Source organism: Nonomuraea polychroma, from assembly GCF_004011505.1.
GTDB lineage: Bacteria > Actinomycetota > Actinomycetes > Streptosporangiales > Streptosporangiaceae > Nonomuraea > Nonomuraea polychroma.
In genome coordinates this window covers 2,923,736-2,936,118 of the sequence record NZ_SAUN01000001.1, presented here as the reverse complement: position 1 = coordinate 2,936,118, position 12,383 = coordinate 2,923,736, and the positions used below count along the sequence as shown (strand labels likewise).

The 12,383-nt window shown below is 70.2% G+C and carries 9 protein-coding genes; 6 read left to right on the top strand and 3 right to left on the bottom strand.

Annotated features, from left to right (window positions below; translation table 11 throughout):
• Nucleotides 1–70: 70 nt before the first annotated feature.
• Together EDD27_RS13000 and EDD27_RS12995 are read left to right on the top strand one after the other, a co-directional pair.
• The gene (locus EDD27_RS13000) at nucleotides 71–745 is read left to right on the top strand and encodes a response regulator transcription factor (protein WP_127932665.1); all 675 of its coding nucleotides are present in this window, start codon (nucleotides 71–73) and stop codon (nucleotides 743–745) included.
• Nucleotides 738–2,117 (top strand): sensor histidine kinase, encoded by a 1,380-nt coding sequence (locus tag EDD27_RS12995; RefSeq protein WP_241564001.1) that lies wholly within the window; start codon nucleotides 738–740, stop codon nucleotides 2,115–2,117. Before EDD27_RS13000 ends, EDD27_RS12995 begins: the two co-directional genes overlap by 8 nt.
• 213 nt (nucleotides 2,118–2,330) lie before the next feature.
• Here the strand turns inward: EDD27_RS12995 and EDD27_RS12990 are convergent, their stop codons facing one another.
• Complete coding sequence (locus EDD27_RS12990) at nucleotides 2,331–3,200, bottom strand: LysR family transcriptional regulator (RefSeq protein WP_127932664.1); 870 nt, start codon at nucleotides 3,198–3,200, stop codon at nucleotides 2,331–2,333.
• A gap of 559 nt (nucleotides 3,201–3,759) precedes the next feature.
• Here EDD27_RS12990 and EDD27_RS12980 point away from each other — a divergent pair.
• From EDD27_RS12980 to EDD27_RS12965, 4 genes are all read left to right on the top strand, one after another.
• Nucleotides 3,760–4,731 carry a neutral zinc metallopeptidase gene (locus EDD27_RS12980; protein ID WP_241564000.1) on the top strand — a complete coding sequence of 324 codons (972 nt, stop codon included), beginning with the start codon at nucleotides 3,760–3,762 and terminating at the stop codon, nucleotides 4,729–4,731.
• Nucleotides 4,732–4,865: 134 nt separating this feature from the next.
• Complete coding sequence (locus EDD27_RS12975) at nucleotides 4,866–6,419, top strand: LCP family protein (protein WP_127932662.1); 1,554 nt, start codon at nucleotides 4,866–4,868, stop codon at nucleotides 6,417–6,419.
• 560 nt (nucleotides 6,420–6,979) lie between these two features.
• The gene (locus EDD27_RS12970) at nucleotides 6,980–9,016 is read left to right on the top strand and encodes a spermine/spermidine synthase domain-containing protein (protein WP_127932661.1); all 2,037 of its coding nucleotides are present in this window, start codon (nucleotides 6,980–6,982) and stop codon (nucleotides 9,014–9,016) included.
• A 416-nt stretch (nucleotides 9,017–9,432) separates the two neighbouring features.
• Nucleotides 9,433–10,791 (top strand): S8 family serine peptidase, encoded by a 1,359-nt coding sequence (locus tag EDD27_RS12965; RefSeq protein WP_127932660.1) that lies wholly within the window; start codon nucleotides 9,433–9,435, stop codon nucleotides 10,789–10,791.
• Between the two features lie 66 nt (nucleotides 10,792–10,857).
• On the opposite strand, the gene EDD27_RS12960 is transcribed toward EDD27_RS12965, so the two are convergent.
• Together EDD27_RS12960 and EDD27_RS12955 are read right to left on the bottom strand one after the other, a co-directional pair.
• Entirely contained in the window at nucleotides 10,858–11,583 is a 726-nt protein-coding gene (locus tag EDD27_RS12960; protein ID WP_127932659.1) for an ABC transporter permease, read from the bottom strand.
• A complete protein-coding gene (locus tag EDD27_RS12955; protein WP_127932658.1) occupies nucleotides 11,583–12,323 on the bottom strand; it encodes an ABC transporter ATP-binding protein in 741 nt (246 codons plus the stop codon). The genes EDD27_RS12960 and EDD27_RS12955 overlap by 1 nt, the downstream gene beginning before the upstream one ends.
• Nucleotides 12,324–12,383 lie beyond the last annotated feature (60 nt).

The following is a 12,383-nucleotide window of genomic DNA, read 5'->3' as shown; positions in this document are numbered from 1 at the left end:
CCTGAGACTGTCTGAGACGGCTCTCAGTCTTCTCAGCGTCGTCTCAGCGCAGGAACGGGAGAATCGCCACATGAGAGTACTTGTCGTCGAGGACGAGCGGCGCATGGCCGCCGCGCTCCAGCGGGGGCTCCAGGCTGAGGGGTTCGCGGTGGACCTCGCCCACGACGGTGAGGAGGGGCTGCACGCGGCCAGGCACGGAGAGTACGACGTCGTGGTGCTCGACATCATGCTGCCCCGGCTGTCGGGCTACAACGTGTGCAAGCGGCTGCGTGCCGAGGAGAACTGGGTGCCGATCCTCATGTTGTCGGCCAAGGACGGCGAGTACGACATGGCCGACGGGCTCGACCTGGGGGCCGACGACTACCTGACCAAGCCGTTCTCGTACGTGGTGCTGGTGGCCAGGCTGCGGGCGCTGCTGCGGCGCGACGCGGGGCGGCGGCCGTCGGTGCTCGCGGCCGGCGACCTGACGCTGGACCCGGCGCGCCGCAAGGTGGAGCGCGCCGGGACCTCGGTCGAGCTGACGCCGCGGGAGTTCGCGCTGCTGGAATTCCTGCTGCGCAGGCGCGACGAGGTGGTGTCGAAGTCGGAGATCCTGGAGCACGTGTGGGACACCTTCGACACCGACCCGAACGTGGTCGAGGTGTACGTCGGCTACCTGCGCCGCAAGATCGACGCCCCGTTCGGCAGGAACGCGCTGCAGACCGTGCGCGGCGCCGGCTACCGGCTGGCGGGCGACGGTGGCTGATCTTATTAGCTCGGGAGCTCCGCTCCCTTCGCACTCCCCGCTGGTGTGGTGGCGGCGGCAGGGGCTGCGGTTCAGGCTCACGGTGGCCGCCGCCGCGGTGCTCGCGCTGGCGCTCGCGCTGTCGGCGTCGGTGCTGCTGAGCGTGCTGGACAGGGCCCTGATGGACACCGTGGACGAGAGCACCAGGCGGCAGGCGGACGCGGTGCGGGTGGCCGCCGACGCCGGCACGCTGACCAGCCCGATCACCACCCACGACGGCACGATCGTGCAGGTCATCGACGCCCAGGGCCGGATCACGCACGTCACGTACGGCGCCGACCGGCTCGTGCCGCTGCTGGACGCCCAGGCCAGGGCGAGTGCGCTGCGCGAGGGCGAGGCGAGGCTGCTGGACGGGCGGCCGTACGCGATCCCGGGGTTCCTGCGGGTGATCGTGCTCAGCGCGGACCACGGGCAGACGGTGGTGGCGGCGAGGCCCATCACCGAGATCCAGACCAGCCTGGCCACGGCCGGACGGGTCCTGCTGGTGGGCACGCCCGCACTGCTCGTGCTGCTGGCCGTGGCCAGCTGGCTCATGATCGGCCGGACCCTGCACCCGATCGCCGCGCTGCGCAAGGGCGCGGCCGACATCACGCACACCGCCAGGTCGCGCCGGCTGCCCGTGCCGCAGTCGCGCGACGAGGTGCACTCGCTGGCCACCACGCTCAACGGCATGCTGGCCCGGCTCGAAGAGGCCGAGCAGCGCCAGCGGGCGCTGGTCTCCGACGCCGCGCACGAGCTGCGCAGCCCGCTCGCCAGCATCCGGCTGCAACTGGAGGTGGCGCTCGGCCACCCCGACGGCCAGGACTGGCAGGAGACCGCCGAGGGCGTGCTGGAGGATGCGATGCGGCTGTCCAGGCTGGCCGAGGACCTGCTGGCCCTGGCGCGCCTGGACGAGCGCGGCGGCGTGCCGGCCAGGCGGGAGCCGGTCGATCTGGACGAGGTGGTGCGCCAGACCGTCGACAGGTATGCCGAGGCCCGGCTGACCGTCTGCGACCCGGTCGTGGTCCGCGGCGACGCGCTCGACCTCAGCCGGGTGCTGACGAACCTGATGGACAACGCGGTACGCCACACCGCCTCCAAGGTGGAGGTGGCGCTGACGGCCGACGGCGTGCTGACCGTGACCGACGACGGTCCCGGCATTCCTGAGCAGGACCGTGAGCGGGTGTTCAACCGCTTCACCAGGCTCGACTCCGGGCGCAGCAGGGACGAGGGCGGCGCCGGGCTGGGGCTGGCGATCGTCCGCGAGACCGTGCGGGCGCACGGCGGCACGGTCGCTCTGGAGGACGCCGCGCCCGGCCTGCGGGCCGTGGTGCGGCTTCCCGTGTCCCGCTGAGCGGGCGCCCGCCAACGGCCGTCACGGCGGGGGCACGCCGGCGGGTTCCGGCGAGGTGCGGAGGATGGGGAGCTGGGCGGGCGCCTCATGTCATCGGCGGCCCTCAGGGGCACGGCGTCGTCGCCGGGCCCCTCGGGCTCGGTGCTTCCGGGCCCAATGCGTCAGTGCGGTTCGGGGGGTGGACGGGGGGTCATGGAGCGTTCCGAAAAGTGGTCAGGCAGCTGTCCCCTTTTCGGCGGTGGCCAGGAAATCCTGGGCGATCAGCGGCAGGCGGCGACGGGCGTGCACCACGGCGATGACGCGGCGTACGGCGGGTTCGAGCGACCGCACCACCAGTCCGGCGCGACTGGCCTGCTCGGCCATGCCGCGGTACCACAGCAGGGACGCCTGGCCGGCGCGTACCGCGTTCAGCCAGCCGTTGCGCTCGTCGGTTTCGAGCACGACCACCGGGGTGACCGCGTACTTGCCGAACATCGCGTCGAGTTCCCTGCGCCGGGTGCTGCCGCGGGCCGGCAGCGCCAGGCGCATGCCGTGCAGCTTGCCCATGGGCACCGGATTGGGCAGATCGAGCCCGGGTGGGGAGATCAGCACGATCTCCTGGCGTTCGAGTGGATGCGTGACGAGGTCGGCGGGCACGGGAAGATCGGTGAGCCCGAGATCGGCTCGTTGATCCCGGATCGCGGTGACGACGCCCTCTCGGCCGTCGCAACGGACGATCTGGACGCGCACGCCCGGGTGCTCGGCCGTGTAGGCGGGCAACAACCGCCCGGCGAGGCCGGCCTCGAGGCTGGGCGTCGAGGCGATGCGGAGCTCCGCCTCGCTGACGCCGCTGTGGTTGGCCAGGCCCTCGATCTCGTGAACGGCGTCGAGCGCTTCCCTGGCCAGCTTGACCACCCGGCGGCCCTGTGCGGTGACGACCACGCCACGGCCGGAACGAGCGAACAGTGTCATGCCGAGCTCGCGCTCGAGATCGCGGATCGCGCGGGACAGCGCAGGCTGCGCGATGTAGAGCGACCTGGCCGCGTCGGTCATGGTGCGGTGCTCCGCAGTCGCGACCACATAGCGGAGCTGCTGGAGATTCATGCCAAAGAAGCTAGGACACCGCCCGCTCCGCGGATGGGGAGATAACCGAGATCACCTCGAATGATTTCGGACTGTAACCGAGCACTGCTACATCCGTGACGGGTGATACATCAGTATGCTTTTGCCCCAAATTTGCCAAGGGTCCGTCAAGTCGCGGCGCAAGGCTAGGCATTCCAGACAACCGGGTGAACGGGGATACACGGTGACAGGGAACGGGCAATATCCACCCCCGCCACAGGGGCCAGGGCAACCCCAGCGGCCTCCCTCGTTACCATGGCCGCCGCCGGGTTACCGCCAGCCGCAACGTCAGGGCGGCAACCCGTACGCGCCGCCGCCCCAGGCACCTCCGCCCCAGGGGCCCCCGCCGCAAGGACCGCACTACCCGCAGGGGCCTCCGCCGCACGACGGGCTGACGCGTCCGTACACACAGCACGTCCCGGCGCCGCCACCGCCGGCGTACGGGCCACAGTACCGGCAGCCCGCCCCTCCCCCGCCTCCGCCGCCCCCTCCGCCGATGCCGCCGCGGCAATGGCACCAGGCGCCGCGCAGGAAGTCGGGTATGGGCGTCGCCGGGGTGCTCGGCATCGTGTTCGGGTCGATGGCGGCGCTGTTCGCGCTGATCATCGTCGGAGCGGCCCTGCTGAAGTCCTCGTCGCGGTCGGAGACGACGAACCCGGTGGCGATCCCGTCGTACGAGCCGCCGTCACGCGAGACCGACGATCCCGAGCCCTTCCCCACGCGCACGCGGCCCACGCAGCGGGAGAGCCAGGAGCCTCAGACGCAGCCCAAGGTCACGCTCAACACGAGCCTGAGGAACAACACCGTCTACCGGGCGGGCGCGTTGCCGCGGCTCAACTGCCCGGCCGGCAACGCCAGCATCTTCAACCACAGCCAGCTCAAGGCGCTGATCCTGAAGACCGGCAAGTGCATGGACCGGGCGTGGGGGCCGATCCTGCAGAAGCAGGGCATCCCGTTCCGCCCGCCGGGCTACGCGATCGCGTCCAGGCGCGGCCGGGGCGCCTGCGGCGACTACCCGCACGCGGGCAACATCGTGCCGTACTACTGCCCGCGCAACAGCACGATCTACGCCTCCACCTCCGCCATGGCCCGGGGTAACGGCAACGCCCGCGGCTACGGCGAGATCATCAGCTGGCACGGCGGGATCGTCAGCATGATGGCCCACGAGTACGGCCACCACGTCCAGAACATCACGGGGCTGCTGAACTCCTGGTGGAGCAGCACGCTGGACTCCTCCAGCCAGAGCGGCAAGCTGGCATTGAGCCGGAGGCTGGAGCTCCAGGCCACCTGCTTCGGCGGCATGTGGATGCGGTCGGTGGCGGCGTCGTACCCGGTGAGCATGGCCGACCGCAGGCAGCTGTTCCGGTTCTACGGCCAGGTGGGCGACTATCCGGGCTATCCGCGCGACCACGGCTCGCCGCTGAACAACAATCGCTGGTTCCGGCAGGGGTGGGAGAAGAGCAAGGCATACCAGTGCAACACGTGGCTGGCGCCGTCCTCAACGACCTCCTGATGGTTACGTGGTGTTCATCTCAGCTTGGGCACATGTCTCTGATGTCCAGATATGGCGACTAGAATCCTGGCAATCTTGTGCCCAAACGGGGGGCAAAGGATAGTTTTGCCTGGTAGGCGTGCGAAGGAGCCGGTGTGAGGAAGCGCGATGGGGTCGACACCGTGCCGGGAGGCAGGAAACAGCGCCCCCCGCGCCGTCCGCGTCCGGCGCCCGGGTCACGTGCCCCGCGCTTCGCCAAGCCGCTGACGACCGCCTCCGTGCTCGGCTGGACCGCTCTGTCCGCCCTCGTGCCCGGCGCCGCACATCTGCGCGCCGGGCACCGCCGTACCGGGATGATCCTCGTCAGCCTGTACGCCGTGATCCTGCTCGGGGTCTTGGCCTACGCCCTGACCCGGGACAACCTCCTGGACAGCCTCACCGCCTTCGCCGACACCGGCATGATGGTGACGGTGATCGTCGTCGCCTCGGCGCTCGGACTCGCCTGGTTCGCGCTCCTGGTCGTCTCGTACGTGGTGCTCGGCCCGAACCGGCTCGACCAGCAGGGCCAGATGGTGACCGGCATCGTGGTGGGCGTCCTGTGCGTGGCGGTCATGTCACCGTTCGCGCTGGTCGCCCAGACCGTGGGGACCGCCCGGGGCGCGCTCCAGGCCGTCTTCCCCTCCGGCCCCGACTCCGAAGTTCCGCCCATCGCGCAGAACTCCGAGGACCCGTGGGGCGGCCGGACCCGGGTGAACTTCCTGCTCGTCGGCGGCGACGCGGCGGGCAACCGCACCGGCGTGCGGACCGACAGCATGACGGTGGCCAGCGTGGACGTCAAGACCGGCAACACAGTCCTGTTCAGCCTGCCGCGCAACCTCCAGCACGTGCGCTTCCCGTCGACCTCGCCGCTGGCCCGGCAGTTCCCCAACGGCTTCATGGCCGAGCTGCCGAACGGCGGCCTGCTCAACGAGGTCTGGCAGTACGCCAACGACCACCCGGACATCATGGGCGGCAAGAACAAGGGTCCGCGGGCGCTGATGGACGCCATCGGCCACACCCTGGGCCTGAAGATCGACTATTACGCGATGATCAACATGTACGGCTTCGCGGCGCTGGTCGACGCCATCGGCGGCCTGAAGATCCGCGTCGAGCAGGACATCAAGTGGGGCGGGCTGTACGGCACCGCGGGCACGATCAAGGCGGGCTACCGGAAGCTGACCGGCGAGCAGGCCCTCTGGTACGGCCGCTCGCGCGTGAACAGCGACGACTTCTCCCGCATGGGCCGCCAGCGCTGCGTCATCGGCGCCTTCGCCCAGCAGGCCACGCCCACGGTCATTCTGACGAACTTCGGCAAGATCGCCGGCGCGGCCAAGCGCATGGCTCAGACGAACATCCCGCAGCCGCTCGTGCAGCCGCTGGTACAGGTAGCCGTCAAGGTCAAGGACGCCAAGATCACGAGCCTGCAGTTCGTGCCGCCGGAGTTCTGGCCGGGCAGCGCGGACTGGGCGAAGATCCGCCTGGCCGCGAAGAAGGCGATCAACGACTCGATGCGCCCGCGCAAGCAGGCCCAGACGGCCGGCGTCAGCGCCTCGCCCAGCGTCACGGGGGCGACGCCGACGCAGACCCGCGCGGCCTCCCCCACGCAGACCCCGACCCGCAACAGCCAGAAGGCCGGCGCCAAGTCCCTGGACGAGCTCTGCGGCCTCTGACCGTCACACGGTCAGAGGAAGCCGCGGGCACGAGCACCCCCTGCCTGCGCGGCGGTGACCTTTCCGCGCTCGTTCCTGGCCGCGCCTTGCGTCGCCATTCCTCACTCGCGGACTGTGGGAAACGATTCCAGACACCAGGACTGGCGTAGGATCGCATAACTGATCAGAGACGCTCCCGTTTTTCGGTCCGTCACTGCGGTGAGGCAGCGTCGCTCGCTCCTCGGCCTACAGGCCATGACGTGCTCCCTATCTCAAACGGTGCGGGGCCCTGAGTGACCAGACCCGGCCACCACGCATAGGGAGGTGACCTTGGTGGCTACGTTGGACACCCGTCAGCGGATCCACTCCGCCGCGCTTCCTCAGCGGCGGAGCTTGGAATCGCGGCGTGCGGCGGTGGCCCGGCACACCCCCTTCGTCATCCGCGGGGCGCTGTATGCGGCGTTGACGGCGACCGGCCTGCCGGTGCGCACCCTGACGGCGAACCGCCTTTCCCTGCCCCGTTACGCGGGAGTCCATTTCCTCCCCGGTCTTAAGGCCGGAGTATCCACGGAGAATGTCCTATGACGCTCCAGGCGCACAAGCCGGTCGATGGCGAAGAGAAGGCTCACTGGCTGGCCGTTCGGCCGAGGCTCATCCTCGCCAGCGCCTTCATGCTCTTCCTCGAACTGGCGCTGATCCGGTGGACCGGGTCCAACATCGTCCACCTCAGCTACTTCACCAACTTCGTGCTGCTCGGCTCGTTCCTCGGCATCGGGCTGGGGTTCCTGCGCGTGGGGCGTTCGCGGCGGCAGCCGTACTACTCGCCGATCGTGCTCGCCGTCCTGGCCGTCGTCGTGCTGACCTTCCCGGTGACCGTGGACCGGAACACCGAGGGCGTCCTGTACTGGACGAGCCTGTCCACCAGCGGGCCGCCCGCGTGGCTGATCCTGCCGGTCATCTTCTGCGCCGCCGCCCTGATCCTCATGGGGCCCGCCGAGCTCGTCGGCCGCTGCTTTCCCGAGCTGCCGCGCCTGGAGGCCTACCGCTACGACCTGATCGGCAGCCTGACCGGCATCGCGGCGTTCACGGCGCTGTCGTTCCTGAGCGCGCCGCCCGTCTTCTGGGGCCTGATCGCCGCGATCTGCTACGGCATGCTGCTGGTCCCGCGGCCGCGCGCGCTCTACCTGGGCCTGGTGACCGTGCCCTCCCTGGTCGTGGTGGGGCTGCTGCTCGCCGAGACGCTGACGGCCGGGGCGATCTGGTCGCCGTACTACAAGGTCACCTACCGGCAGTTCCAGCAGCTCGGCGTCGGCGTCACCGACATCGCCGTCAACGGCATCCCGCACCAGCAGGCCGTGCCCGCCGCCGCCCGCCTGCAGTGGGAGCGCCAGTACGGGCTGCCGTACGAGCGCACCGCCAAACCCCCGAAGAACGTGCTCATCGTCGGCGCGGGCAGCGGCACCGACGTGGCGATCGCGCTGTCCAAGGGCGCGAGCCACGTCGACGCCGTCGAGATCGACCCCAAGCTGCGCGAACTGGGCGGCTCGCTGCACCCCGACCGGCCCTACGACGACCCCCGCGTCACCACCCACATCACCGACGGCCGCGCCTTCCTGGAGCGCACCGGCGACAAGTACGACCTGATCCTGTTCGCCCTGCCCGACTCGCTCACCCTCGTCTCCGGGGCCAGCTCGCTCCGGCTGGAGAGCTACCTGTTCACCGAGGAGGCCATGCGGGCCGCCCGCGAGCACCTCAATCCGGGCGGCACGTTCTCGATGTACAACTACTACCGCGAGAGCTGGCTCGTCGACCGCCTGGCCTCGACCATGCAGCAGGCCTTCGGGCACAAGCCGTGCGTCGACGTCGTCAGCACCGCGGGTCAGCAGGCCGTGATCACCGCCGGCCTGACCGCGGCCGACCAGCGCTGCGCCACCGCCTGGCCCGGAGCCGCCGCGGGCACCCCGCCGCCCGCCGACGACGACCGGCCCTTCCTCTACCTCCACGACGCCACGATCCCGCCGATCTACATCATCACGCTCACCCTGATCCTCATCGTCAGCCTGCTGGCCGTCCGCGTCGTCGCGGGACCGTACCAGCGGATGCGGCCGTACGCCGACCTGTTCCTGCTCGGCGTGGCGTTCATGCTGCTGGAGACCAAGAGCGTGACCGGGTTCGCGCTGCTGTTCGGCACCACGTGGGTGGTCAACGCCATCGTCTTCGCCGGGGTGCTGGTCGCGGTGCTCGCCGCCGTCGAGGTGACCCGCCGCTTCCGCATCCCGCCGCTGCCGGTCATGTACGGGATCCTGCTCGCGGGCCTGCTGCTGGCCTGGCTGGTCCCGAACGCGTGGCTGTTGTCCCTGCCGTTGCCCCTGCGCGCGGTGGCGGCCGTGACGGTGGCGTTCCTGCCGATCTTCGCGGCGAACGTCGTCTTCGCCAAACGTTTCGCCGACACGGCCGACGCGACCACCTCCTTCGGCGCGAACCTGCTGGGGGCGATGGTGGGCGGCTGCCTCGAATACGCGGCCCTGGTGATCGGCTACAAGGGCCTGCTCATCGTGGCCGCCGTTCTCTACATCGGCGCGCTGGCCCTGCTGCCCCGCAAACGCGCGCTGGCGTGACCGGTATTCGCTGTTCGCCCGCATAACACCTTGACGCATAGTCAGGTTAATTGTTTATGTCACGGGTCGAATGCCCCGGATCGCAAGGGCTGCAGCTTGCCACCATCTGACACGTGCTCGGCCTGCCCGCGGCCGACCGTACGGACGTCCAGCGGTGGACCACGGCCGTCGTCTCGTCCGACGAGGGGCGACGGCGAGGCCAGGCCGGAGGGGCGGAAGCGGCTCGGGGCGTTCGTGGGGAAGCTGGAAGGATCGTAGGCAATCCCCTGAGCCTAACGGCCCAGAAAAAGTCGTCCGCTTCGCTCCGATTCGGGAGTTCTCGCAGGTCACAACCCCTGGAATCCACTGGACGCGCGCCCCCGGATGAAGGAATGTTGGGAGGTTCCTTCCCTCCAGAGAACATTCGGTGGTGACACATGCGTGTCCTGATCCAGCTGCGCCCCTCCCCCGATCTGGTCGCGGCGGTGGCCGACCCCGGCCAGACAGCCACCACGGCCGACGTCGCCGACGGCCTGCCCGGGGTCGAGCTCGACACGGCCTTCGTGCCGGTGGCCGTGCCGCGCCCGGTTCCCACGGCCGGCGGCGATCCCCTCTCGCTCAACCAGCCGCTCGACTTCTCGCTGGCCGCCGAGGACGCCTCCGTGCTGGTACGCGGCACCATCTCCGACGACGAGCTGGCCTCCAGGGTCACGCTGCTGCCCACGCTCAGGCCGGACGTGGTGGGGATCTTCTCCGACCCGGTCATCGAATCGACGCCGACCTGCGGCGGCGACCCGCCGGTCGGCAACTGGCGAGACGTCGAGCGGCTGCTGAACGTGGCCGGGCTGCAGGCCGAGGGGCTCGACGGCGCGGGGGTGGCGCTGGCCGTGCTCGACACCGGCGTCAACGCCGCCCACACGGCCAGGCAGCTCGGCAGGGGCGTCACGCTCGACGCCGACCGGTGCTGGAGCCCGCCGGGGGTGTCGGGCAAGCCGGGCGAGTTCGAGGTCGATCATGGGACGATGTGCGCGTTCGACGCCCTCATCGCCGCCCCGCAGGCCTCGCTGATCGACATCCCGCTGCTGCTGTCCACCCGGCCGGGCGGTTCCGCGCTCGACGGGCTGCTGTCGGACGCGGTGTCGGCGTTCGCGCACCTGCGCACCGTGCTCGACGCCCAGCCGGAGGCTTCGCGGGCGCTGGTCGTGAGCAATTCATGGGGGTCGTTCTCGCCTGAGTGGGACTTCCCCGTCGGGCATCCCGGCAACTACTCCGACAACGCCGCCCACCCGTTCAACCTGATGGTGGCCGCCCTGGACCGGGCGGGGGCCGACGTGTTGTTCGCGGCCGGCAACTGCAGCCGGCAGTGCCCGGACGGCCGGTGCGCCTATCCCGACCGGCCCATCGTGGGCGCCAACTCCCACCCGAAGGTCCTGTCGATCGGCGGCATCGACGTCAACGGCGATCGGGTGGGCTACTCCTCGCAGGGGCCGGGGCGGCTGACCGCCCGCAAGCCGGACGTGTGCGGGTACACGCATTTCCTGGGGTCGGCGGCGTTCGGAAAGGATCAGCCGGACTCGGGGACGTCGGCGGCGACGCCGGTGGTGGCCGGGCTCGTGGCGGCGGTGCGTACCCGGTGGCCGGCGGTCGCGTTGTCGCCTGCCCAGCTGCGGGCGCTGCTGCGGCGTACCGCGGAGGACCGCAGCGAGGTGGGGTTCGACTACGACTACGGGTACGGAACCGTGGATCCGGCCGGGATCATGGCCGCGCTCCGGCGACGGGCCAAGAGCGCGGCCTGAGCCCCGCCCACGGCACATCGCCGTCCTCGGGCCGACGATCCTTCCGGAAGGTGCCTGAGGAGGAGCTCAGGCGTTCTCGCGGTTGAACACGCGGGTCCCGATCGTGAGGCTGACCACGGCGAAGACCGCGGTCACCGCCACGCCGGCGCCCACGGTGCCGGTCAGGTAGTGGCCATGGAACAGGTCGCGCAGCGCCTCGAGCACGTACCGGAAGGGGCTGATGTGGGAGATGGCGTCGAGCCAGCCCGGCGCCATCGACATCGGCAGGAAGGAGCCGGACAGCAGCACGAGCGGGACCACCGCCGTGGTCATCACCGGCGCGAACAGCTGCTCGTTGATCGTCAGCGCGATCGCGTACGACAGCGCCGCCAGGCTGATGCCGAGCACGACGATCAGCACGAGCCCGGCCAGGAGCCCCGGCACCGGGGCGCGCAGGCCGAAGGCGAAGGCCACCGCCAGCAGCAGCACCGTCTGGATGATCAGTGTGACCGCGTTGTTGAGCACCCGTCCGAGCAGCAGCGCCAGGCGGCTGGCCGGGGTGACGCGCATGCGCTCCAGCACGCCCGACTGCCTCTCGAAGACGACCCCGAACCCGGCCAGGCCCATGCTCAACAGCCCGAGCTGGACGATCAGGCCGGGCACCAGCGTCTCCCAGGTGCCGAAGGTGGTGAAGATGGGCCCGAACAGCACCAGGAACAGCAGCGGCTGGAGCACGCCGATGATGATGCCGAGCTTCTGCCGCAGCGTGACGCCCACCCCGTGGCGGAACAGCACCCAGGTGTCGCGCATCATCAGGCGCCCACCTCCTCACGCAGCGACCTGCCGGTGATGTCGAGGAACACGTCGTCGAGCGTGCGCCCGCCGGTCTTCAGCTCGGCCGGGGCGCCCTCGGCCACGATCCGGCCATGGTCGATGATCAGCAGCCGGTCGCAGAGGGCGTCGGCCTCGTCGAGGTAGTGGGTGGTGAGGAAGACCGTCATGCCCTTCTCCGAGCGCAGGGAGCGGATGTGGTCCCACAGGTTGGCCCGGCTCTGCGGGTCGAGGCCGGTCGTGGGCTCGTCGAGGAAGACCAGCGCGGGGTCGTGCAGCAGGGCGAACGCGATGTCGAAGCGGCGCTTCTGGCCGCCGGACAGCGCGACGGCGGGCTTGGACTCCAGTCCTGTGAGCTCCAGCAGGTCCAGGACCTCGCGGGTCCTGGCGGCGGCCTCCTGGCGGCTCAGACCGTAGAGCATGGCCTGGAGTTCGAGCTCCTTCTGCAGCGGCGCCCAGGGCGTCACCGCGCTGCCCTGGGACACGTAGCCGATGCGCCTGCGCACCTCCTCGGGGTCGGCCAGCAGGTCGTGGCCGGCCACCGTGGCGGTGCCCGACGTGGGCTTGAGCAAGGTGGTCAGCATGCGCATGGTCGTGGTCTTGCCGGCGCCGTTGGGGCCGAGGAAGCCGACGATCTCGCCGGGCTCCACCGTGATGTCGACGCCTTTGACAGCCTCCACGCCGCCGTCGAAAGTCTTCGTCAGACCTGAAGTCTTGATCATTTCATCGCCTCCAAAATTGAGGTAACCACAATTTTGGAGTCACTGCAAGTTCGATAGCAT